This window comes from Pseudomonas sp. SHLD1 (assembly GCF_028640935.1).
GTDB classification, from domain to species: Bacteria; Pseudomonadota; Gammaproteobacteria; order Pseudomonadales; family Pseudomonadaceae; genus Chryseomonas; species Chryseomonas aestiva.
The window spans coordinates 356980-378505 of sequence record NZ_JAQZAD010000013.1 but is presented as its reverse complement, the minus strand read 5'-3'; the positions used below and the strand labels follow the sequence as shown (position 1 = coordinate 378505).

The window sequence follows — 21526 nt, the reverse complement described above, 5'->3', positions numbered from 1 at the left end:
GGCGCGAGCCGGACCGGCCCGTTGGCTGTCGCCCCTTCCGCAAGCGCGGTGATCACTGCCGGTCAGGCTGTCTGACGTTCCCCGGCTACGCGCGGCATCACTATAGGCGCATCTGAAAATGGCTGGGCAAGTCCATGCCGAGATCAGCGAAAGATACCCATCCTGTTCGGCGCACTGTTGGGTTGGCGCCGCGATCCGCTTCGCCTTCCCCCTGACCTCGCAATCGGCTCGCCGGATATCCCGCCACGCTCCCTGAGCGAGACCTGTCGAGACGCCAGCCGGCCCGGGAAGACAACGAAGGCTGATGAAGCCGTTAGCGCCTCACGCCGGTACCGCGCGCATGCCCTCGAAGATCAGGCGCGTGGTGTTGCGCACGGTGGCCGCGTGGCCTTCGCGATCCATCTCGTCACTGGCCGTCAGGCGCAGCAATTGCAGATGCGAGTAGTCGTTGAGCAGGAAGGCCGCCAGCTCCACGTCCAGATCGGCGCGCAATTTACCTGCGGTCTGCAGCTCGCGCAGCACCTTGGCGATCTCGCCCTGCAGGCCGCGGTTCATCTGCCGATAGGCCCGGGGCAGCCCGCTGTCGCCCCCCACCAGCACCAGCGGCAGCAATTCGCGCCAGAGGGCAGCAGGCAGGACGTCCAGGGCGTAGCTGACGAGCAGGTGTTCGAGGTGGCAGAGCGCATCGACGGGATCCGCGACGTCGCGAAGGTGCCGGCGCACGTCGATCAGGGCCCGGCTATCGGACTCCTTGATCATCTCCAGGATGATCTCGTGCTTGCTGCCGAAATACTTGAATACCGTGGGCGCCGAGACACCGGCCTCGCGGGCGATCTGCTCGACGGTGGTCTCGCGAAAGCCCTGACGCTGGAACAGCTTGACCGCCGCGGCCGAGATGGCGGTGCGGCGTAATTCCTTCTGACGTTCGCGTAGGCCGCTCACCGTCGCTCCTGATTCCGGGGATGCCAGAGAGGATAGCTGGCCAGGCTTCGGTAGAGAAAATATTTTATTGACTAAAGAAATTAACAGGGTTAATTATTTTCCCGTACCTGCTCTACGCAGGGCCACTGCCAGGATGAGTCTGATGAACCAGAGCCTCGACCGCTCCCTGGTTTCCCGCAATCGGGGAGTCAGCGAGATGTACGACCAACAAGAACAAGAGCCCGTACTGATGCAGGGTTTTCCGGCCGAGCCGGACCAGCGTGTGACCTGGGCCAACTGGATGTCACCACCGTTCAATCGCTGGGGCTTTCGCAACCTGGCGCGCCTGCGCCCTACCATCGAGGTGGCTGCCGGACCGCGACCGGACACGGTGCTGGCCCATGCGCCCGTGGCCCTGGAAGCGCTGAGATTCGAGAGCAGCTGCGGCCGCAGCGTCAGCGCCCTCGACCATCTGCGCGCCAGCAAGACCGACGGCTTCCTGGTGCTGCACCAAGGCCGCGTGGTGTACGAGCGCTACTTCAACGGCCAGGTCGCCACCGACCGCCACATCATGTTCTCGGTGACCAAGTCGCTGATCGGCGTACTCGGCGAGCAACTCATCCACGACGGCCTGCTCGATGCCCAGGCGCTGACCCGGCATTACGTGCCGGAACTGGCCGGCAGTGCCTTCGGCGACGCCAGCGTCCGCCAGTTGCTCGACATGGCCGTGGGCGTCCATTACACCGAGCTCTACGACGATCCCACCTCGGCAAGCTCCCAGTACGGCTACGCCTGTGGCTTCAAGCCGGCCCTGCCCGACTACGCCCAGTACGAGTCGCTGTATCAGTACCTGCCGTCACTGCGCAAAAGGTGCGAGCACGGCGGCCTCTTCCATTACGTGACCGCCACCACCGAGGTCCTGGCCTGGGTGATGGAGCGCGCCAGCGGCCTGGGCTGCGCCGAGCAGCTGCAGCGGATCTGGCAGCAACTCGGCTGCGAGCGCGACGCCTACTTCATGGCCGATCCCTGGGGTCGTAGCGTCGCCGGTGCCGGCTTCAACGCCACCCTGCGCGACATGGGCCACTTCGGCCTGATGCTGGCCAACGGCGGTCTGGTCGACGGCCAGCGGGTCATCGACCAGGCGGTCGTCGAGGCCATCGCGGCAGGTGGAGATCCGGCCCTCTATGGCGTGCACCAGGACTTCGCCGACTGGACCCCGGGTGCCTCCTACCGCAGCCAGTGGTACGTCTTCAACGACCACAGTCCGGCCATCATGGCCAGCGGTATCCACGGCCAGTACCTGTTCGTCGATTTCAGCGCCGACGTGGTGATCGTCAAGCAGTCGTCACTGCCCGAGGCGGTCACCGAACTGGACATCGATACCGTACGGCTGCTGCGCGCCATCGCTGCCCAGTTGCGCGGTTGATCCATCCCTAACGAGATCGACGAGCGCCGGCTGGCCCGCGCTCCCTCCTGCTGCGCCAGGTATTCGGTGGTCGCCTTGGCCACCCTTCACTGCCCTGTAATACAAGAAAAATAGTCAGGAGCTCTACATGTACACCACCAAGCGCCTCTCCGGCGTGCTGCTGGCGCTCGGCTTGCCGCTGGCCAGCCAGCCGGCCCTGGCGGGCTATCCATTCGAAAACGGAAATCTCAAAGGCGCGGTCAACCTGACGGTGGGCGCCGGTTCCATCACCACCCGGGGCGTCAACTTCGGCGCCGGTCGCGTGGATGCCCGCAGCGGCAGGAACGACGGCAGCCGCATTGCCTGGCAGGAGTTCTACGTCAAACCCGGCGTCACCCTCGACTATTCGCTCAGCGACAGCCTCCACCTGCTCGCCGGCGGCTCGGTGGTCGGCGCCACCACCCTTGGCGACGGGGATGCCGGTGGTTTCACCCGTAGCTCCGACGGCCGCTTCGCCCCGGAAGAAGGCTACGCCGGGGTACAGGCGGGTGACTGGAAACTCACCGCCGGCCGCCAGAACTTCATGGTCGGCACCGGCTTCATCGTCATGGACGGCAACCTCGATCTGTTCGGCGATGGCGCCTACTGGCTCGGCCCGCGCACCGCCTTCCGCGACTCGGCGATCCTGGCATGGGGGCATGGCCCGGCCCAGGCACAGGCCTTCACCCTGCGCACCGACGATCACTATGGCGATTTCCGCCTGAGCGGCGCCAACCTGGATTACGACCTCGACGGCCAGGTGACCCTCGGCGCCCTGGCCATGACGGTCGATAGCCTGGCCAGCAACAACAGCACCGCGGCACGCCGCGACGGCATGCGGGTGTACAACCTGCGGGCCCTGCGCGGTCACCTGCCGGGCCTGCCGAATCTCACCTTGAATGGCGAATACGCGGTGCAACGTGGTGGTGACGGCGCCATCGGCTACGACGCCAGGGCCTGGTACGCCCAGGCCGACTACCAGTTCCAGGACCTGCCCTTCACGCCCACCCTCGGCTATCGCTACGTCGTCTTCTCCGGCGACGACAACCCGACCGACAACCGCCAGAAGGCCTGGGACCCGCTGAGCAAGGGCTTCACCGACTGGAGTACCTGGCTGATCGGCGACGTGGTGGGCAACTACCTGCTGTTCAACAGCAACGAGCGCGTCCAGCAGTTCTCGTTGAAGAACCGGCTTAGCGACACCCTCACCCTGGGCGTCATCCACTACCAGTTCTGGCTCGACCAGGCCAACTTCCGCGGCGCCGCGGTCAGCGATCGGCGCTTCGCCGACGAGACCGCGGTGTACCTCGACTGGACGCCCAACCGGCAGTTCTACGGCTCGCTTTCGTACAACTGGGTGCAGGCCAGGTCGGCCGCCCGCCAGGCGATCGGCGACAACGATCGCTTCAGCGCCCTCGAGCTGTACTTCACCTATCGCTACTGACCACCAGCCACCACAGCCCCCGTGGGGCACAGGAGAGCGTAATGAATACCAAGACACCAACCGGGATCGCCGTGCCGACGCTGGAATGGGTGCTCAGTCTGCATGTCCTCATCGATCCGGCCGATGGCCTGGGCGCCTGCACGGATGGCCAGCGCAGCAACTATCGAATCACCGGCGGGCATTTCGAGGGCCTGAACGTGCGCGGCGAAGTGATCGCCGGCGGCGCGGATTTCTATCTGCTGCGCAGCGACGGCGTGGGCGAGCTGGACGCGCGCTACAGCCTGCGCAGCGACCAGGGCGAGTGGATCAACATCCACAACACCGGCCTCATCACCCTCAGCGACAGGGGACAGGCGCAGGTCGCCCAGGGCCTCTGGCCGATCGCCGAGGAGAACTATCACTGCAGTTGCACACCGCGCTTCCAGGTGGCGAGCGGCAGACTCGCCTGGCTGGTCCGCAGCGTGATGATCGGCAAGGTGGGCTATCCCGCCGCCGACCAGGTGGCCATCCACTGCTATCGCCTCACCTGACCGGCTACCTCTCTCACAGCCAGGCTTTCTACTGAAGCGGCAGGCCACGCCGTGGCCGATCCGGCAGGTAAACGACCATGACCATCGCCAAGCAAACCCTGGTGCGCGCCGCGTGCATCGCTATCGCCGCCGCCTCCATTCTCGTCATCGGCGTGCAGCCGATCTTCATCGGACTGCTGACCGAACGCCTCGACCTGACCCTGGCGCAGCAGAGCTGGACCCTGTCCGTCGAGATGTGCGGCTCCATCGTCGGGACGCTGCTGTACCTGCCGATGATCCGCTGCCTCGGACCGCGCACCCTGGCCCTGAGCACGGCCCTGCTACTGCTGTTCGCCAACGTCGCGACCGCCAGCGTCACCGTCCTCGATCCGCTACTGGCCTTGCGCGGCCTCTCGGGGCTCTGCTCGGGCGTGCTCTACTCCTACGCCATCTACTGGCTGGGCAGCATGCCGGGCCAGGACAGGTCCTTCGGCATCCTGCTGTTCGTGCAGACCGCCCTGTTCGCCAGCAGCGCGGTGCTCATGCCGATGATCGCCGAGTGGCAGGGTTTCGCGGGGGCGATCTACTACCTGGCCGCCTGGTTCGCCCTGGTGTGCCTGCTGAGCCTCTGCCTGCCGGCCAGGCAGAGCCCGGCAGAGCGACAGGTCTTCCCAACGCCGCTGCGGTCCGGTCTGACGGTGATCGGCGTCTGTTCCCTGCTCGGCATGCTGTTCCTGCAGCTGTCGATCTACTCGCTGTGGGGCTTCGTCGAGGGCATCGCCCGCGATGCCGGGGTGGCACCGGTGGATATCGGCTGGGCGATCAGCATCGGGCTGCTCGGCGGCCTGCCCGGTGCGGCCCTGCCCAGCGTGGCCGGGCGACACCTGGGCCGCGTGCCGATGATCCTCACCGGCTCCCTGGCCGTGCTCGGCGCCATCTATCTGCTGGCCACGCGCATCCACACGGCGGCGGATCTCATGCTCGCGGTGTTCCTGATGAACTTCGGCTGGAACCTGGCGCTGTCCTACTACATGTCGTCGGTCGTGACCCACGACCCAAGCGGTCGCCTGACCAAGCTGGTCGGCGTGGTGCAGGTCGCCTCGGCCGCCGCGGCGCCGACCCTGCTGAGTCTGCTCATCGAAGGCAACGACCGGCGCAGTCTCTTCGTGCTGTCGGCGGGCGCCATTCTGATCGGCTGCGTCCTGGTGCTCGTCATGCTGTCCTGCGGGCGGCGCCAGGTGCCGGGCAAGGCGCTGGACTGCTCGGTCTGAGCGTTGGCCGCCTGCCAGGGGGCCGCGCGAGTATCACGGCGCTTCCGCGCGGCCAGGCGACACCCTCCATGACCGATTTGTCATCACCCGGTCAGCCTGGCGTCCCCCCTGTCCTCCTAGAGTGGCCCGGTCAGCAACCAGCTACCCACCCCTTCAAGAGGACTCTCCATGAAAGCGCTTCTGCTCGGTATCTTCGGCCTGCTCGCCACCGGCTCCGCCCTGGCTGCTGCCGACCATCCCGCCCTGATCCATGACAAGCCCGGCTTCTTCGTCCCGCTCGACGTCGACAGGGTCGTCAGCCAGACCGACCTGAGCGTCCAGTGCGGGATCGTGCCGGCCCACCTCGACTATCTGGATCACGCCGGCAGGGAACATGAGCTGGACTATCTGGTGTCTGGCAACGGCTGCTACGACCAGAACTGAGGCGTTGTTCGACCTGGTACCGAAGCGCGGCGGCCACCGTCGCGCCAGCCAAGGGGCGCCTGCACAGGCCCCGCCAGCGCTGGAATCCGGGAACCTCATGCCGGGCGCTAGAAGAATCGATAAGCCTTGGCCAGCGCCCGCTCCAGTACGGCGATGCAGGCGTGGTCGTCCGCATGGGACAGGAACTGGCGCTGAGCATCGGCCTGGGCCTGGGCCAGACGCGTCTTGCGCTCGGCCAGCTCATCTTCCAGCACCGAGGTGCTCATGCCGCCCAGATCACAGCAGGGGTTGGGGCCATTCATAGAAAACTCCGGACAGATTGCAGACTGCGTCATCAGACAAGTTTTTGAGATTTGGTTCACAAATCGTAGCAAATCTCATTGTTGCAGAATGCAAGCTCCGCTCCCGTTTTCTCCAGGCCCTCGCGCTAGAGCGCTCCGCTGAGGCCTGCGCACCTCGCACCCGCTATCGGCGATGCAAAAGCTATACAATTCGGCGCCCTAATCGAGCTGTGAAGATACATGCGCCTTTTGCTTTCGCTTCTCCTGGCCACACTGGTGGCCTCCTCCGCGCTCGCCGCGGCGCCCGATACCTTTGTCGAGGCCAAGGTAATCGCCAGACAAAAAGTCTATTTCGATCAGAACACCAGCGCCCAGGGCGACCTCTATTGCGGCTGCAAGTGGGAATGGGTCGGCAAGTCCGGAGGACGGGTCGATGCCGCCTCCTGCGGATTCCAGGCGCGCAAGCAGGAAACCCGCGGCGAACGCACCGAGTGGGAGCACATCGTGCCGGCCTGGACCTTCGGTCATCAGCGCCAGTGCTGGCAGAACGGCGGACGGGAACACTGCGTGGCGGACGACCCGGTGTTCCGGGCCATGGAGGCCGACCTCTTCAACCTCTACCCCGCCGTGGGCGAGGTGAATGGTGACCGGGCCAATTTCAACTACGGCATGGCCCAGGGCGTTCAGCCGCAATACGGCCGGTGTACGACGAAGATCGACTTCCAGGAACGCGCCGCCGAACCGCGCGACGAGGTCAAGGGCCTGGTCGCCCGGGTCACCTTCTACATGTTCGATCGCTACGGCCTGAACATGTCGCGCCAGCAGCAGCAACTGCTCATGGCCTGGGACAAGCAGCAGCCGGTCACCGCCTGGGAGCGCGAACGGGATGGTCGCATCGCCGCGGTGATGGGCCATGGCAACCCCTTCGTGTCCGGCGAGCGGCACTGGACCCTGGGCTACCAGCCGGTGGGTGACGGCATCGTCAGCCCCCTGCCAGCAGCCAAGTCAGCGCCGGCCAAGCGCGATAGCCCCGCCGCGGCGAGCCAGGGCGCGATCATCGGCAACCGCAACAGTCACGTCTATCACCTGCCGCAAGGCTGCCCGAGCTACGCCCAGGTGTCGCCGAAGAACCAGGTCACGTTCGTCTCCGAAGCCGAGGCGAAGGCGGCAGGCTTCACCAAGGCGGGCAACTGCGCGCCCTGATCGCCAGCCCTGGGCGCTGCCCTGCAGCCGCCCAGGGGTCCTGAGCCGCTTCGGCAGTTACTGCCCCTTGGACAGCTCCACCAGCATCCGCGTGAGCAGATAGATGCGCGGTGTGACGCTGTCCAGTTCCACGTATTCCTCGGGGGTATGCAGCTTGCCGCCGACAATCCCGAAGCCGTCCAGGGTCGGTACGCCGGCACCCGCCGCGATGCTGGCATCCGCGGCGCCGCCACTGCCTTCGACGGTCAACGTGCGGCCCAGCTCGCCATAGATGCCCTGGGCCATGGCCAGCAGCCGATCGCTCGCCGCGGTCTGCGGCATCGGCGGCAGGCCGCGCTCCAGCCGCGTGGTCACCTCGGTATCGGGGATCTGCTTGTTGGCGGAGATCCGCGCCAGGTCCTTTTCCACCCGGTCGAATTCTTCAGGCAGCGCGGCGCGGACGTCGGCCTTGGCCACGGCGTGATCGGGGATCACGTTGATGCGCTCGCCCGCCTCGATCACGGTGAAATTGACCGAGGTCTTCTTCTCCGCGTCGCCCAGGTTGCCCAGCTGCAGCACCTGGTGCGCGACCTCGGTGGCGGCGTTGCGCCCCAGCTCCGGAGACACGCCGGCGTGGGACGACTTGCCCTTGACCTCCACCACGGCGGTGGCGCTGCCCTTGCGCCACACCACCAGGCCATCGGCCGGCCGACCCGGCTCCAGATTCAGCGTCACGTCATGCTGCTTGGCAGTGGTGGCGATCAGCTCGGTGGCGGCCTGGGAGCCGGTTTCCTCGCTGGCGTCCAGCAGCAGGGTGATCTGCCCGTAGTCCTTGAAGTCGAGCTTCTTGAGAATCTCCAGCGCCGCCAGGGCGACCACGATGCCGCCCTTGTCGTCGGACACGCCCGGACCATAGGCGCGTTTTTCGTCGGTGCGATACGGCCGGGCCTTGGCGGTGCCCTCCTTGAACACCGTGTCCATGTGGGCCAGCAAGAGAATCCTGGCCTTGCCGCTGCCCTTGAGCGTGGCGACCAGGTGCTGGCTCTTGTCCGGCGCGGTGTTGGGCACCTCTTGCACCGTGGCGCCGAGTTTCTTCAATTCCGCGCTGACGAGCTTGCCCACTTCGGTCAGGCCGGGCGCGTAACCGGAGCCCGAGTCGATGTTCACCAGTTGCTCCAGCAAGGTGAGCGTCGGCGCCTTGGCCTGCTCCGCGGCGGTCTGGATGCGCGCATCGAGCGCGGCGCTGGCGGGCAGGGCGATGCAGCAGCTGAGAACGGCGGCGAGGGTGGTGCGGAAGAAGGGAACGGACATCGGACTTTCCTTGTTGGCCTTGTTGGATTAGTCAGACAACTGTAGTCGCAACAAGGACATAGGGGAAACCCGCGCATTTTCCGACCGTCCACGGACGTCCTGGCCGTTGTCGCCAGAAGACCTGACCTCTCCCGGGCTTCGCCGGCTAGCGGGTGGCCCTCGGCCCAAGGGGGTGCGCCGCCTGCCCGCGGCCGCAGAGCCGATCCGCCGGACGGCAGACCCAGGGCTCCTGCAAGGCTCCGCGCCGAAGGCCGCGTGCCTCATTTTCAGGCACGCACAGCCGCGCGGCCCCGAGGCGTCTGGCGCTGGCCTTTCGCCGGCATCTCCGCTGCTAAGTCGCGTCTGCAACCCTGCCGAAGAGGCTTCCACCGCGACTCTTCGCACGATTTTGGAGCAAAAACTCCAATAAAATTTATTGTTGAATAAATTAATTCACAGCCTTACTCTCGATCCGACGTCGTAAGGAAAAAGCCACTGACAGCACCGGAAAATAGGGAGTGAAGATGAAAGCGAAGATAGCGTTGGGCGTGCTCATGACCGCCGCAGTAGCCCTGCCCGCCTGGTCGGCCGACTGGACGGTGGGAGCCAACGTCGGCAACGTGCCCTGGGAGTTTCAGGACGCCACGGGGGACTTCGTCGGCTTCGAAGTCGATGTGGTGAAGGAAGTGGCGAAACGGGCGGGCAAGAGCGTGGATTTCGTCAACATTCCCTTCAACGGGCTGTTCAGCGCGGTGCAGTCGAAACGCGTCGACATCGCGATTTCGTCCATCACCATCACCCCCAAGCGCCTGGAATCGGTCGCCTTCGCCCAACCCTACTTCGACAGCGACCAGTCGCTGACCGCCCTGACCACCTCCAAGGTGAAGAGCCTGGTGGACATGAAGGGCAAGGTCGTCGGTGTCGATACCGGCTCCACCGGCGACATGTGGATCGGGCAACACCAGAACGAGTACAAGTTCGCCGACGTCTCGCGCTACGAGGGGTTGTCACCGGCCATGCTGGACCTGGGCTCCGGGCGCATCGATGGCTACCTGAGCGATATCCCCGCCGTCCTCTACTACATCAAGGACAAGCCGCAATTCACCATCGTCGCCCGCATTCCCACGGGTGAACGCTATTCGCTGATGCACGCCAAAGGCTGGCCCATGAGCGACCAGGTCAACGACATCATCAGCAAGATGAAGGAAGACGGCACCCTGGGCGCCATCCACAAACAGTGGTTCGGTACCGAGGCCGACAAGGAGTCGAGCACCCTGAAGGTCTCCGCCGCGCCCAAGTAAGCCCGCCGCTGCTGCAGGCCCGGGGCGAGGTCCGTTCGCCCCGGGCCGTGACCGAGGTATCCCATGGATCTTCTGCAAACCTTCTTCAACTGGAACGTGCTGGTCGAATCGCTGCCCCTGATGATCCGGGGCCTGGGCGTGACCGTTCTACTGGGCCTCGTGAGTATCGTCCTGGGCCTGGTCGGCGGGCTGCTGCTGGCGCTGCTGCGTCTGTATTCCTACGCGCCGGTGCGGCTGCTGGCGCGGATCTACATCGACATCATGAGGTCCATCCCGCTGCTGGTCCTGCTGGTCCTGATCTATTACGCGCTGCCCTTCGTCGGTATCCGCCTGTCCTCCTTCGCGGCAGCGGCCAGTGCGCTCTCCCTGGTGTCCTGCGCCTACAGCGCCGAGATCTTCCGCTCGGGCATCGAAGCCATTCCCCGCGGTCAGTTCGAGGCGTCGGCCGCCCAGGGCATGAGCTTCTTCAACACCATGCGCGACGTCGTGCTGCCCCAGGCGATCCGCATCGTGCTGCCGCCCATGACCAGCAACTGCATCAACGTGATGAAGGACACCGCCCTCGCCTCGGTGGTGGCGATGCCCGACCTGCTCAAGCAGGCGACCCAGGCCCAGGCCCTGGCGGCCAACCCCACCCCGCTGGTGGGCGCCGCCCTGCTCTATCTGCTGCTGCTGTTGCCCATGGTGCAACTGGTCAGCTGGGTCGAAAGACGCAATGGCGCGGGAGGCAAGACCGCATGAGCACCCTGATCGACATCGAACACCTCGACAAGTACTACGGCAATTTCCAGGCGCTGAGCGACATCAACCTGCAGGTCGAGGAAGGCGAGGTGGTGGTCATCCTCGGCCCGTCCGGCTCCGGCAAGTCGACGCTGATCCGCTGCATAAACCTGCTGGAAAACTACCAGCAGGGCCATATCCGCGTGGCGGGCGAACGGGTCGAGAACGGACCGCGCCTCGCCGGTATCCGCAGCGAAGTGGGCATGGTCTTCCAGAGCTTCAACCTCTACCCCCACCTGAGCGTCCTCGACAACGTGTCGCTGGCGCCGATCCGGGTGCGCGGCCTGAACCGGCGCGAGGTCCATGCCCGCGCGCGGGATCTGCTGGTCAAGGTCGGCATGGGCGATCACGCCCACAAGTACCCGAGCCAGTTGTCCGGTGGCCAGCAGCAACGGGTCGCCATCGCCCGCACCATGGCCATGGAGCCACGCGCCATCCTCTTCGACGAGCCCACCTCGGCGCTGGACCCGGAGATGGTCGGCGAGGTGCTCGACGTCATGCAGAACCTGGCCCGCTCCGGCGTCACCATGGTCGTGGTGACCCATGAGATGGGCTTCGCCCGGCGCGTCGCCGATCGGGTGATCTTCATGGAGAGCGGTCGCATCGTCGAACAGAACACCCCGGAACCCTTCTTTACCGCCCCTCAGGAACCCCGCACCCGGGCCTTCCTGCAGGCCATCCTGCACCACTGATCCTGGCTGGAGAGAGTCGCGTGAATTCCCTCGATATCGCATACGTTCGCAAGCAGTTTCCCGGCCTGGCCGACGACTACGTCTTCATGGACAACGCTGGCGGTTCCCTGGTGTTGCAGGGGGTCGCCGACCGGGTGGCCGACTATCTGCTCAACAGCAGCGTCCAGCTGGGCGCCTCCTACCCGCCCTCGGTCGCGGCCGGCGAGCGCGTGATGCAGGCCCGCCGCTCGGTCATGCAGCTGATCAACGCGGCCCATCCCGACGAAGTCATCATGGGCGGCTCGACCACCCACCTGCTGCAGATACTCTGCCGCGCCATCGCGCCCTCGATCGCGCCCGGTGATGAAATCATCGTCACCAACTGCGACCACGAAGCCAACATCGGCCCCTGGGTCCGGCTCTGCGAAGACCGCGGCGCCACCCTGCGCGTCTGGCAGGTCGATCCCGACAGCCTCGAGCTGGAACTGGACGACCTGCAGGCGCTGCTCGGCGACAAGACCCGCTATGTGGCCGTGACCCACGCTTCCAACATCCTCGGCTCGATCAACCCCGTCGCCGAGATCGCCCGCCGCGTCCATGCGGTGGGCGCCAAGCTGTGCGTGGACGCGGTGGCCTATGCGCCGCACCGGCTGGTCGATGTGCAGGCCAGCGGCGCCGACTTCTATGTCTACAGCTTCTACAAGACCTTCGGCCCGCACTTCGCCGTGCTCTGGGGCCGTCGCGAACTGCTGCTGGAGTTTCCCAGCCTCAACCACTTCTTCATCGGCCAGGACGTGGTGCCCTACAAACTGCAGCCCGGCAACGTCAACTACGAGCTGTCCTTCGGCTGCATCGGCATCTCCGACTATCTGCTCGACATTGGCGACCGTCTTGGCGTCCAGGGTAGCGAGCGCGAGCGGATGCAGGCAGCATTCGACGCCTTCGAGATCCAGGAAGATGCGCTGGCCGAGCGACTGCTGGGCTTTCTGCGCCAGCGCCCCGGGGTGCGGGTCATCGGCAAGACCAGCGTCCAGGCGCGCGTACCCACCATCAGCTTCGTGGTGGAAGGCGTGCGCTCGGAAGCCGTGGTGCTCGAGGTCGACGCGCAGCGCATCGGCATCCGCTTCGGCGACTTCTATGCGCGGCGCCTGATCGAGGCCCTGGGCCTGGCGCCCCTGGGTGGGGTGGTGCGGGTGTCCCTGGCGCACTACAACACGCTCGAAGAGATCGACCGCCTCATCACCGCGCTGGATCGGGCAATCACCGAGTTGCGCTGACCGGCGCCCCTCCCTTCCCTCTGCCGAGCGTTTTTCATGGCCTTACCGGAAACCCTTGCGGAGCTGCGCGACTGCATAGCCGCCCAGCACGAGCACCTGTCGGAGCGGCTGCGCGACGCGGCCCGCTTCCTCATCTACAATCCGCACGAGATCGCCCTCAGCACGGTCGCCGAGCTGGGCCGGCGCTCCAACATCGCCCCGGCCGCCTACATCCGCCTGGCCCAGGCGCTGGGCTTCGCCGGCTTCAAGGATCTGCAGCGGCTGTTTCGCGCGCCGCTGCAACAGGCCGCCGATACCCACAGCGAGCGCATCCGGCATTACGGAGGGGAAAAGCTGCTGGACGATCCCAGCGACGTCGGTGCGATCCTGCGGGAATTCAGCCAGGCCAATATCGTGTCCCTGGAACACCTGGCGGAAGGTGACCAGCAGGCCAATATCGAAGCCGCCATCGCCCACCTGCAGGCCGCCCGCACGACCTTCGTCATCGGCCTGCGGCGCGCCTTCCCGGTGGCCGCCTACCTGAGCTACGCCCTGAGCCGGGTGGGCCGCCGCGCCGTGCAGATCAGCGGCGGTGGCGGCACCCTGCCGGAACAGGTCAGCGCCATCGCCCATGACGATCTGCTGATCGCCGTGAGTTTTCCGCCCTACGCCAGGGATACCGTCGAGGCCTGCCGGCAGGCGCGCGAGGCGGGTGTGACGCTGGTGGCCATCACCGACACCGTGCTGAGCCCGATCGGCAAAATGGCGGAGACGGTGATAGAGGTCAACGATGCGGAGCTGCTCGGTTTTCGCTCACTCACCGCCTCCTTCTGCATCGCCCAGACCCTGGCCATGGGACTCGCCTTCAGCCAGGGCGATACCGATGGGACCTTCGATCATGAACGACTGAAGGACATCGACTGCTGAGCCCCTGGGCTCACCTTGTAGTTCACAACTATCACTTCAGGAGTAGATCCCGATGCTGTCACCTGCACGCGATTTGGTGGGTTATGGAAGACAACGCCCGCAAGGTACCTGGCCCAACGGCGCCCGCCTGGCCATCAGCCTGGTGATCAACTACGAGGAAGGCTCCGAGCGTTCGCTCGCCATGGGCGATCCGGACCAGGAGTCGATGACCGAATGGGGCAGCTACGCCATCCCCGCCGGCACCCGCAACCTGGCCATGGAATCCATGTACGAATACGGCTCACGCGTCGGCATCTGGCGGATCCTCGATATCCTCGACGAACAGGCGGTGCGCGCGACCTTCCATGCCTGTGCGGTGGCCTTCGAACAGAATCCCGATGTCGCCCAGGCGGCCGTCGCCGGAGGCCACGAGATCTGCAGCCATGGCTATCGCTGGGAAGAAGTCTTTCGCCTGAGCGAAGAAGAGGAACGCGAGCACATCCGCCTCGCCGTCGAATCCTTCGAGCGCACCTGTGGCAAGCGGCCGGTCGGCTGGTATTGCCGCTATGGCGCCAGCATCCACACCCGTCGGCTGGTGGCCGAGGAAGGCGGCTTTCTCTACGACTCCGACGCCTACAACGACGACGTTCCCTATTTCGTCGAGGTCGAGGGCAGGCGCCATCTCGTCGTGCCCTACACCACCGACGTCAATGATTTCCGCTACTGGAACTCGCCCGGTCTGTCCCAGGCTTCGGACTTCTTCGAATACATGAAGGAAAGCTTCGAGGTCCTCTACGAGGACTCAGCGACCGGACCACGCATGATGTCGATCGGACTGCATCCGCGCATGGTCGGTCGCCCCGGCCGGGTCCGGGCGATCAAGAAATTCATCGAATACGCCAGGCAGTCCGAGGGGGTGTGGTTCGCGACCCGCGAAGAGATCGCCCGCGCCTGGCTGGAAAGGGCTGACGGCTAGGCTGATCCCAGCGCGTCCGGAGGCGCCTTGGCGGTCGCCTCGCGGTCGTCACCGTCCAGGCGTGATGACGACCGCCGTCCTGGGGACAGGGAGACCGCCGCGGGCCAGGGATTACCGGGGCGCCGCTTCAGAACCGGGCAATCAGGACGACCCCGGCGATCATCAGGATCGCGCCCAGCAGCCGCCAGCCGTTGACCGCATGCTGCTCCATGGAAAACAGGCCGAAGTGATCGATGGCCAGGCTGGCGATGAGGTTGGCGGTGATGGTGACGCCGTTCACCGGCGCCGCGCCGAGGCGCTGGATGAACAGCAGACCGGCGAAGACCGCCACCGCGCCGGCGATACCACCCAGGGGTGCCCACCAAGGCATGTCGCCGATCTGGCTCACCGAGGGCAGCGGCCTGGGCATGCAGATGAACAGCCCGATTGCGACGAAGGTGACCATCACGAAGGACACCGAGGTCGCCAGCCAGGGATTGACCAGCGCCTTGTTGAGCGAGCCGTTCATGGCCGCACCGGCAGCCTGCAGGAATCCGGCAACGACGATAAGGAGATAAGCCCAGTTCGCAGTATTCATCAGGAGTCGTCTCGGAGCGGAGCATGGAGGAGGCGCGGGGCCGATTCAGTGGCCGGGCGAGGCCTGAGTTACGACTGGACACATCTTGTAAAAGTGCCGTCTCGCTCGTGCCTGAAGGCTCTACACCGGGATATTGGCCGCTTTTTCGACCAGCGGGCCTGACCCGCCGCCTGGTTCGATGCCGGTCCCGTCAAGCGATTCGCGCAAGCCCGCGGCGGTCCTGCGCCCTCCTCCGCCAGGGCCGACGTCGGCGTCAGGTGCCTGCCTGGCCCAGGCACCCTTTCTCCCAGATCCCGGCCAAACCAGGGCAGGCCTATTTGACGATGGCCTTGACCGCCGCCAAGACATCCCGGGTGGCCTGCCGGGTCGCCTCCGCATCAGGCCCGACCTTGGGCCCCAGCACGACGCAGCTGTCCCGGTAGGAAAAGACCTTGCCGGTCTGCTGGTTGATCAACTCGCCCCTGGCGTTCTCGGCGATCCGGCAGTCGCGCACGGTCTGGCTGTCCTGCGCGACCACCACCGGACTCCAGGCATAGGGGCTGTCGAAGCCATGCTCGGCATGGGGATAGGTATGCACCCCGAGGTCGGCCCCCTGCTGCTTGAGCGCCGCGAAATAGCCCTCGCAGCGGGAATAGGGATCGTAGTTGTCGGCCAGGCCGTGGTAGACGCGCAGCGGCTTGGCGACGACCTGATTCTGCTCGCGAAAGGTGATCGAACAGTCGGGATAGAACGACAGGTAGCCGGCGAACTGGAAATCCTGGCTTTTCCAGCGTCTGTCGAAGCGCTCCATGGCGGCATAGAGCGACGCCTGCCCGCCGCGGGAAAAGCCCATGAGGAGGATCTTGCCTGGATCGATCCGCGCGTGCCGCGCGAGCAGGGCGCCGGCGCGATAGTCATCCAGGACGAAATTGAGCCGCCCCAGCTGGGCCTGGTCGGTGGCGGTGCTGGTGATGCCCCGGCCGGAGAAGCCATCCACGGCGAAGGTGGCGATGCCGACCTGATTGAACTGCCGCTGCCAATAGGCGATGTTGGCACCCACCCCTCCCGAGCCATGCTGAAGAATCACCACCGGGACCTTGCCCGCGCCGGGCGGCAGCGACAGCACGCCACCGAGCAGGACCTCGGTGCCGCCCTTGTCCCCCGTCAGGAATTGCTGATCGCTGAGGGTCAGCGAGGTGAAGGTCAGCACCTCTTGCCGAGCGGGAATATCGGTTGCCGGCGAGGTGGCCGCCCAGACGGTGGCACTGGCAAGGCAGGCAATGGCCGCGAGCGCGGGGCGCAAAGATCCAGCGGACAGGTGGCGCATCGGTTGCATCCTTCTTGTGGGGTCCTCCCAGGGTAGCCAATCGGCGGTGCTCTGCTGGAAAGGCGGTGAGCGGAACCCGCCGCACTAGCCAGAATTGGCACCTTTGCCGCGTAAACCGGCCTTGAGGTACGAAACTTGTAGCTCCCGCGGCAACGGCCCTTTGCGACCCAAAAGGTTTCCCAAATGCACCAAGACGGCTCCCTCGCGTTACCGCCGCGCGTACGGCATCGGTATACCGGTGACATCGACGAGCATGCGCTCTGCGTCGAGGGCTGGCACATGCAATACGATCAGCTGTCGTCGGGTCGTTTTCAGGGCGAGCTCAGCGACCTCTGGCTGGACGACCTCAGCCTGCTGCGGGATCGCTCCAACCAGGCCATGCTCAAGAGCGGCGAGGCCCAGGGGAACACCCTGACCTTCAGCCTGCCCATGCGTGACGCCGGCGCCCTGCACTGCGGCGGCCATACCCTGCACGAGGCCCAGCTACTGGTGGCGCGTGGCGACAATCTGCCGGAGCTGCGGACCCCGGCCAATCTCGATCTGATCTGCATCAATCTGCCGGAAGCCGAGATGGCGCGCCTGCTGGCCTGCCAGCACAGCGCTCTCGACGCGCGCGATCTGTCCGGCTGCTATCGCCTCCCTACCGGCTGTGCCCATGGGGAGCTGGCCGCCCTGGCTCATGAACTCTTCGCCCCGGAAGCGGAGATCCAGACCTGGCTGGCCCATCCGCGTGCCCGCGCCGCCCTGCGCGACACCGTGCTGCTGCACCTGCTCGATCTGCTCGACACCAGCGAACCCCAGGAGCTGGCGCCCAGCGCGCGGCTGCGCATGGTGCGGCGGGCACGGGAATACGCCCTGGCCCATCCAGACCGGCCGCCCAGCATCCTGGAGCTGTGCAATCGCGTCGGTGCCAGCCGCCGCAAGCTGCAGTACTGCTTCCAGGAGACGCTGGGCCTCAACCCGGTGGCCTACCTGCGCACCCTGCGTCTCAATGCGGCCCATCGCGCCCTGCGCCGGGGAGCGGGCGAATCGGTGCAGGACGTCGCCGCCCAGTGGGGCTTCTGCCACCTCAGCCGCTTCGCTCGCGACTACCAGAGGCTGTTCGGCCAGTTGCCCTCCACCACCCTCAAGACCGCCACGCAGAAGTGCTGAATCTGGCTAACGGCGGATAACGGCTTTCCCTCAGGCTCGAGTGGCCAATAAGAAGAGGGAACTCCATGAACGTTACCCGTCCGCTCCACGCCCTCGTCGTCGGCCTCGCCGCCCTGGGGCTGACCGCCGCGACCCACGCCACCGAAAGCGGCTCGCCCACCACCGCCTTCGGCGTCTACGACTTCGGCGCCGGCTTCACCCCGCCGCCCACGCCCCACGGCACCCTGGGCCTGCGCAGCAACTTCTATCGCGCCACCTCCATCCGCGATAGCCACGGTCGCGACAACGGCAATGCCTTTTCCATCGACGTCCTCTCCCTGGGCCTGGCTTACCTGAAGATGACCGATACCCGCGTCCTGGGCGCTCGCTATGGCTTTGGCGGGGTCCAGCCCTTCTTCAGGATGGACGCGGACCTCACCGTCAAGGCCAACGGCGTGCCGGTGTTTGCCGACAGCGCCACCCTGTTCCGCCAGGCCGACATCCAAGTCATTCCGCTGATCCTGCAATGGGAGCCCTCGCACAACCTGGGCGTGAACTTCTGGTTCCAGGTGCAGGCGCCTACCGGGGACTACGACAAGCGGCGACTGGTGAATCCGGGCACCCACCACTGGACCGTCTCACCGATGCTCAACCTGAGCTACATCAGCGATTCGGGCTTCGAGGTGTCGTCCAGCTTCCAGACCGACTTCAACAGCCGTAACCACGCCACCGACTACCGCAGCGGCACGGAATACCGCCACGAATTCGCCGTGGGGCAGCACTTCGGCCCCTGGACCGCGGGTCTGGGCGGCTACTACTACCGCCAGCTCACCGACGACGACGCCCCCGGCCTCACCCGCGGCAATCGCGCCCGGGTGCTGGCGCTGGGACCGGCGCTGAGCTTCTTCCAGCCCGGCCTGCCACCGGTCTGGGTGCACCTCTACAAGGAAGTCGACGCCCGCAACCGCGCCGAGGGCTACGCCTTCGCCGTACGGCTCTCCCACAGCTTCTGAGGATCCGTCCATGACCGCCACCGCCTCCTCCCGCCCTACCCCCGGCCGGCGCCAGGGCGCCGTACTCCTGCTCGGCAGCAGCCTGACCATCATGGGTTCGGTGATGGTCGCGCCGATCATCCCCAAGCTGGGCGCCGAATTCGGTCCCATCGAACCCCGCGCCGACCTGCTGATCCCCCTGGCGATGACCGGGCCGGCCCTGGCCATCGCCCTCTTCGCGCCCCTGGCCGGCTGGCTGGCCGACCGCCTGGGGCGCAAGCGGCTGCTGATCATCGCCACCTTCTGCTATGCCCTGCTCGGCATGCTGCCGGCGCTGCTGCAATCGTTGCCGGCCATCACCCTCACCCGCTTGGTCTTCGGTTTGGCCGAGGCGGCGGTGATGACCTGCTGCGTGACCCTGATCGCCGACTACTGGCAGGGCAGCCGGCGGCTGGCCTACGTCAATGGCCAGGTCATCGCCATCAGCCTGGTGGGCTCGCTGTTCTTTGTGGTTGCGGCGCCCTGGGCGAGCATTCCTGGCGCACGCCCTTCTATCTCTATCTGCTGCCCCTGCTGCTGGTGCCCTTCATGCTGCGCCTGCTGTGGGAGCCCAGCCGCGCCAGCGTCCCGAGTCGCACCGAGGACGGCCCCGAGCGCAGTGCGCCCCTGCCGCTGCTGGTCAACTACCTGCTGGTCTTCGCCGGCATGGTGCTCAGCGTGGTGGTGCCCATCCAGAGTCCGCTGCTGCTGGTGCAGCTGGGCATCACCTCCAGCACCCTGATCGGCGCCTCGGCGGGGCTGGGCCTGCTGGCCACCCTGGGCGGCCCGCTGCTCTGGCCGCTGTTGCGCCGCGGGTGGGGCCTGGCCGGCTGCAACGCCGTGCTGCTGGCGTGCATGGGCAGCGGCCTCTGGCTGCTGGTGAACGCGCGCAGCTATGAAGCCGTGCTGGTGGCGGTGACCGTCCATGGCCTGGGCGTCGGCATGCTGGTGCCCAACACCATGGCACCGGTGATGGGGGCCCTGAGTGCCCGGGCCCGGGGCCGCGGCATGGGCGGCTACACCGGCTGCCTCTACCTGGGTCAGTTCGCCAGTCCCCTGGTGGTGGCGGTGCTCCTGCCCTTCACCGGCGATCTGCACCTGGCCATCCGTGCCCTCGCCAGCGCCGCCCTGATCGCCGCGCTCGTCTGGGCGGCCGTCGGCCTGCTGTGGCGCAAGGCCGCCCTGCCTGCTCCGTCGCGCTCTTCCTGAATTCTGATCGAGGATCTTTCCATGCACAGCCTGCAATCCCTGCTGGACACCCAGGACGGCCACGGCCTGGCGACGCTGCTGCGGCAGCGCGAGATCACGGCGAGCGAAGTGCTCGAAGCGGTCATCGAGCGCCTGGATACCGTTGAGCCGAGCCTCAATGCCGTGAGCGAGCGGCTCTATGACCAGGCCCGCGCCGCGGCCCGGGCGCCGCTCGATGTCAAGGCCCCCTTCGCCGGGGTCCCGACCCTGGTCAAGGACCTCTTCACCCCCCTGGCCGGCGCCCGCATGACCAATGGCTCCCTGGCCCTGGGCGAAGCGCGCCCGGATTTCGACTGTGAACTGGTCAGCCGCCTGCGCCAGGCCGGCTGCCTGTTCATCGGCACCACCACCTCGCCGGAATTCGGCACCTCCTACAGCACCGAGTCGCGCCGGTTCGGCGCCACCGCCAACCCCTGGAATCCGGCCCATAGCGCCGGTGGCTCCAGTGGCGGCGCGGCGGCCCTGGTCGCCGCGCGAGTGGTGCCCTTCGCCCATGGCAACGATGGCGGCGGCTCGCTGCGGGTGCCGGCGTCCTGCTGCGGCATCTTCGGCCTCAAGCCCAGCCGCGGACGGATGCCGTCCGGCCCCATGGTCGGCGAAGGCTGGGCCGGCATGGGCACGCCCCACGCCATGAGCATGTCGGTGCGCGACAATGCCCTGCTGCTGGATGCCACCGCTGGCGCCGACCTGGGCGCGCCCTATGCCGCACCGGCCCACGACGTACCCTTCGCCAGCCTGCTGGAGCGCGATCCCCGCCCGCTGCGCATCGCCCTGGTCGAGCACCTGGCACCCTGGCCGAGCGGACCTGAGGCCCTGGCCGCGGTGCGCCACACCGCCAGACTGTGCGAAAGCCTTGGCCACCACGTCGAGCCGGCGACCCTGCCGGTGGACCTGCCAGGCTTCCTCGACCAGGTGTTCGACATCATCGGCCCCAGCACCCGTCACTACCTGCAGGTGCTCGGTGCGATGCGCGGTGCCCCGGTCAGCGACGAGGAGCTGGACGCCCGTACCCGGGTGATCCTGCGCGAACGGGGCGACATTCCCGCCCATCGCTACGCGGCTGCGGTGGAAGGCCTGCATGCCCTGGGCCGGACCCTGGCACGCTTTCTCACCGACCATGACGTCATCCTCACCCCCACCCTGACCCGCGAACCGCCGCGCCTGGGCGAGCTGGATGGCGACCGCCCGGAACGCTCGCTGGCCGAGGCCATCGCCGCCTTCCACAGCTATTCGCCGTTCACCGCCCTGTTCAACGCCAGTGGCCAGCCCGCCATGTCGGTGCCGCTCTGGTGGACCGCCAATGGCCTGCCGCTGGGCAGCCACTTCGCCGCGCGCTTTGGCGAGGAAGGCACCCTGCTGGCGCTGGCCGCCCAGCTGGAGCGCGCGCAACCCTGGGCGGGACGGCGGCCGCCGCTGGCGGGCAGTCGCTGAAGCCCGGGCCGCACGGCAATGCCCGCCGCGACCTCAGGTGAGAGACGGAGATGCCCATCGCAAACTGGCGGGCATCCCGTCACCCGCTTCGCTTGGATGCTCGCTATACTGGCCGCGCACGGCCTGTGACGAATCCCTCTGGCATCC

At 66.6% G+C, this 21526-nt stretch carries 20 protein-coding genes and 1 pseudogene; 16 read left to right on the top strand and 5 right to left on the bottom strand.

Features of this window, described 5'->3' with window-relative positions; genetic code table 11:
• Positions 1–321: 321 nt before the first annotated feature.
• Positions 322–942: a TetR/AcrR family transcriptional regulator gene (locus PVZ77_RS07170; protein WP_273806101.1), complete on the bottom strand. Its 621-nt coding sequence runs from the start codon at positions 940–942 to the stop codon at positions 322–324.
• Positions 943–1084: 142 nt separating this feature from the next.
• Between PVZ77_RS07170 and PVZ77_RS07165 the strand changes: the two genes are divergently transcribed.
• From PVZ77_RS07165 to PVZ77_RS07145, 5 genes are all read left to right on the top strand, one after another.
• On the top strand, positions 1085–2347 hold the full coding sequence (locus tag PVZ77_RS07165) for a serine hydrolase domain-containing protein (RefSeq protein ID WP_405046243.1): 1263 nt from the start codon (positions 1085–1087) through the stop codon (positions 2345–2347).
• 127 nt (positions 2348–2474) lie between these two features.
• Entirely contained in the window at positions 2475–3809 is a 1335-nt protein-coding gene (locus PVZ77_RS07160) for an alginate export family protein (protein ID WP_273806100.1), read from the top strand.
• A gap of 41 nt (positions 3810–3850) precedes the next feature.
• Positions 3851–4339 (top strand): DUF3237 domain-containing protein, encoded by a 489-nt coding sequence (locus PVZ77_RS07155; RefSeq protein ID WP_273806099.1) that lies wholly within the window; start codon positions 3851–3853, stop codon positions 4337–4339.
• A 77-nt stretch (positions 4340–4416) separates the two neighbouring features.
• Positions 4417–5589, top strand: a complete 1173-nt coding sequence (locus PVZ77_RS07150; protein ID WP_273806098.1) for an MFS transporter — start codon at positions 4417–4419, stop codon at positions 5587–5589.
• Between the two features lie 168 nt (positions 5590–5757).
• Positions 5758–6012, top strand: a complete 255-nt coding sequence (locus PVZ77_RS07145) for a DUF2790 domain-containing protein (protein WP_273806097.1) — start codon at positions 5758–5760, stop codon at positions 6010–6012.
• A 107-nt stretch (positions 6013–6119) separates the two neighbouring features.
• Here the strand turns inward: PVZ77_RS07145 and PVZ77_RS07140 are convergent, their stop codons facing one another.
• Complete coding sequence (locus PVZ77_RS07140; protein WP_273806096.1) at positions 6120–6314, bottom strand: hypothetical protein; 195 nt, start codon at positions 6312–6314, stop codon at positions 6120–6122.
• 228 nt (positions 6315–6542) lie between these two features.
• On the opposite strand from PVZ77_RS07140, the gene PVZ77_RS07135 reads away from it, so the two are divergent.
• Positions 6543–7496 carry an endonuclease gene (locus PVZ77_RS07135; RefSeq protein ID WP_273806095.1) on the top strand — a complete coding sequence of 318 codons (954 nt, stop codon included), beginning with the start codon at positions 6543–6545 and terminating at the stop codon, positions 7494–7496.
• 57 nt (positions 7497–7553) lie between these two features.
• Here the strand turns inward: PVZ77_RS07135 and PVZ77_RS07130 are convergent, their stop codons facing one another.
• A complete protein-coding gene (locus PVZ77_RS07130) occupies positions 7554–8786 on the bottom strand; it encodes a glutamate carboxypeptidase (protein WP_273806094.1) in 1233 nt (410 codons plus the stop codon).
• A 503-nt stretch (positions 8787–9289) separates the two neighbouring features.
• Between PVZ77_RS07130 and PVZ77_RS07125 the strand changes: the two genes are divergently transcribed.
• The 6 genes from PVZ77_RS07125 (at position 9290) to PVZ77_RS07100 (ending at position 14655) form a co-directional block, all read left to right on the top strand.
• Complete coding sequence (locus tag PVZ77_RS07125) at positions 9290–10066, top strand: transporter substrate-binding domain-containing protein (RefSeq protein ID WP_273806093.1); 777 nt, start codon at positions 9290–9292, stop codon at positions 10064–10066.
• Between the two features lie 63 nt (positions 10067–10129).
• Positions 10130–10807 carry an amino acid ABC transporter permease gene (locus PVZ77_RS07120; protein ID WP_133860989.1) on the top strand — a complete coding sequence of 226 codons (678 nt, stop codon included), beginning with the start codon at positions 10130–10132 and terminating at the stop codon, positions 10805–10807.
• Positions 10804–11538, top strand: coding sequence for an amino acid ABC transporter ATP-binding protein (locus PVZ77_RS07115; protein WP_273806092.1), 735 nt, complete (start codon positions 10804–10806; stop codon positions 11536–11538). The genes PVZ77_RS07120 and PVZ77_RS07115 overlap by 4 nt, the downstream gene beginning before the upstream one ends.
• Before the next feature lie 20 nt (positions 11539–11558).
• Positions 11559–12794 (top strand): cysteine desulfurase-like protein, encoded by a 1236-nt coding sequence (locus PVZ77_RS07110; RefSeq protein ID WP_273806091.1) that lies wholly within the window; start codon positions 11559–11561, stop codon positions 12792–12794.
• Between the two features lie 36 nt (positions 12795–12830).
• Positions 12831–13700, top strand: a complete 870-nt coding sequence (locus tag PVZ77_RS07105; RefSeq protein WP_273806090.1) for a MurR/RpiR family transcriptional regulator — start codon at positions 12831–12833, stop codon at positions 13698–13700.
• Between the two features lie 52 nt (positions 13701–13752).
• Positions 13753–14655: an allantoinase PuuE gene (locus tag PVZ77_RS07100; RefSeq protein WP_273806089.1), complete on the top strand. Its 903-nt coding sequence runs from the start codon at positions 13753–13755 to the stop codon at positions 14653–14655.
• A 127-nt stretch (positions 14656–14782) separates the two neighbouring features.
• On the opposite strand, the gene PVZ77_RS07095 is transcribed toward PVZ77_RS07100, so the two are convergent.
• Entirely contained in the window at positions 14783–15232 is a 450-nt protein-coding gene (locus PVZ77_RS07095; RefSeq protein ID WP_273806088.1) for a DMT family transporter, read from the bottom strand.
• Between the two features lie 313 nt (positions 15233–15545).
• Positions 15546–16538 carry a dienelactone hydrolase family protein gene (locus PVZ77_RS07090; RefSeq protein ID WP_273806087.1) on the bottom strand — a complete coding sequence of 331 codons (993 nt, stop codon included), beginning with the start codon at positions 16536–16538 and terminating at the stop codon, positions 15546–15548.
• A 183-nt stretch (positions 16539–16721) separates the two neighbouring features.
• Here PVZ77_RS07090 and PVZ77_RS07085 point away from each other — a divergent pair, with 183 nt between their 5' ends.
• The 4 genes and pseudogenes from PVZ77_RS07085 (at position 16722) to PVZ77_RS07070 (ending at position 21379) form a co-directional block, all read left to right on the top strand.
• On the top strand, positions 16722–17690 hold the full coding sequence (locus PVZ77_RS07085) for a helix-turn-helix domain-containing protein (RefSeq protein WP_273806086.1): 969 nt from the start codon (positions 16722–16724) through the stop codon (positions 17688–17690).
• Between the two features lie 65 nt (positions 17691–17755).
• Entirely contained in the window at positions 17756–18682 is a 927-nt protein-coding gene (locus PVZ77_RS07080; protein ID WP_273806085.1) for a SphA family protein, read from the top strand.
• A gap of 10 nt (positions 18683–18692) precedes the next feature.
• Positions 18693–19909: pseudogene (locus PVZ77_RS07075) on the top strand (MFS transporter).
• Between the two features lie 21 nt (positions 19910–19930).
• Complete coding sequence (locus PVZ77_RS07070) at positions 19931–21379, top strand: amidase (RefSeq protein ID WP_273806084.1); 1449 nt, start codon at positions 19931–19933, stop codon at positions 21377–21379.
• The last annotated feature ends 147 nt before the right edge of the window (positions 21380–21526 follow it).

Coding starts and splice junctions, on each gene's coding strand:
- PVZ77_RS07105 (WP_273806090.1), top strand. CDS start 12,831: ATGGCCTTACCGGAAACCCTTGCGGAGCTGCGCGACTGCATAGCCGCC.
- PVZ77_RS07140 (WP_273806096.1), bottom strand. CDS start 6,314: ATGAATGGCCCCAACCCCTGCTGTGATCTGGGCGGCATGAGCACCTCG.
- PVZ77_RS07080 (WP_273806085.1), top strand. CDS start 17,756: ATGAACGTTACCCGTCCGCTCCACGCCCTCGTCGTCGGCCTCGCCGCC.
- PVZ77_RS07115 (WP_273806092.1), top strand. CDS start 10,804: ATGAGCACCCTGATCGACATCGAACACCTCGACAAGTACTACGGCAAT.
- PVZ77_RS07085 (WP_273806086.1), top strand. CDS start 16,722: ATGCACCAAGACGGCTCCCTCGCGTTACCGCCGCGCGTACGGCATCGG.
- PVZ77_RS07160 (WP_273806100.1), top strand. CDS start 2,475: ATGTACACCACCAAGCGCCTCTCCGGCGTGCTGCTGGCGCTCGGCTTG.
- PVZ77_RS07125 (WP_273806093.1), top strand. CDS start 9,290: ATGAAAGCGAAGATAGCGTTGGGCGTGCTCATGACCGCCGCAGTAGCC.
- PVZ77_RS07165 (WP_405046243.1), top strand. CDS start 1,085: ATGAACCAGAGCCTCGACCGCTCCCTGGTTTCCCGCAATCGGGGAGTC.
- PVZ77_RS07130 (WP_273806094.1), bottom strand. CDS start 8,786: ATGTCCGTTCCCTTCTTCCGCACCACCCTCGCCGCCGTTCTCAGCTGC.
- PVZ77_RS07145 (WP_273806097.1), top strand. CDS start 5,758: ATGAAAGCGCTTCTGCTCGGTATCTTCGGCCTGCTCGCCACCGGCTCC.
- PVZ77_RS07150 (WP_273806098.1), top strand. CDS start 4,417: ATGACCATCGCCAAGCAAACCCTGGTGCGCGCCGCGTGCATCGCTATC.
- PVZ77_RS07155 (WP_273806099.1), top strand. CDS start 3,851: ATGAATACCAAGACACCAACCGGGATCGCCGTGCCGACGCTGGAATGG.
- PVZ77_RS07070 (WP_273806084.1), top strand. CDS start 19,931: ATGCACAGCCTGCAATCCCTGCTGGACACCCAGGACGGCCACGGCCTG.
- PVZ77_RS07100 (WP_273806089.1), top strand. CDS start 13,753: ATGCTGTCACCTGCACGCGATTTGGTGGGTTATGGAAGACAACGCCCG.
- PVZ77_RS07120 (WP_133860989.1), top strand. CDS start 10,130: ATGGATCTTCTGCAAACCTTCTTCAACTGGAACGTGCTGGTCGAATCG.
- PVZ77_RS07095 (WP_273806088.1), bottom strand. CDS start 15,232: ATGAATACTGCGAACTGGGCTTATCTCCTTATCGTCGTTGCCGGATTC.
- PVZ77_RS07090 (WP_273806087.1), bottom strand. CDS start 16,538: ATGCGCCACCTGTCCGCTGGATCTTTGCGCCCCGCGCTCGCGGCCATT.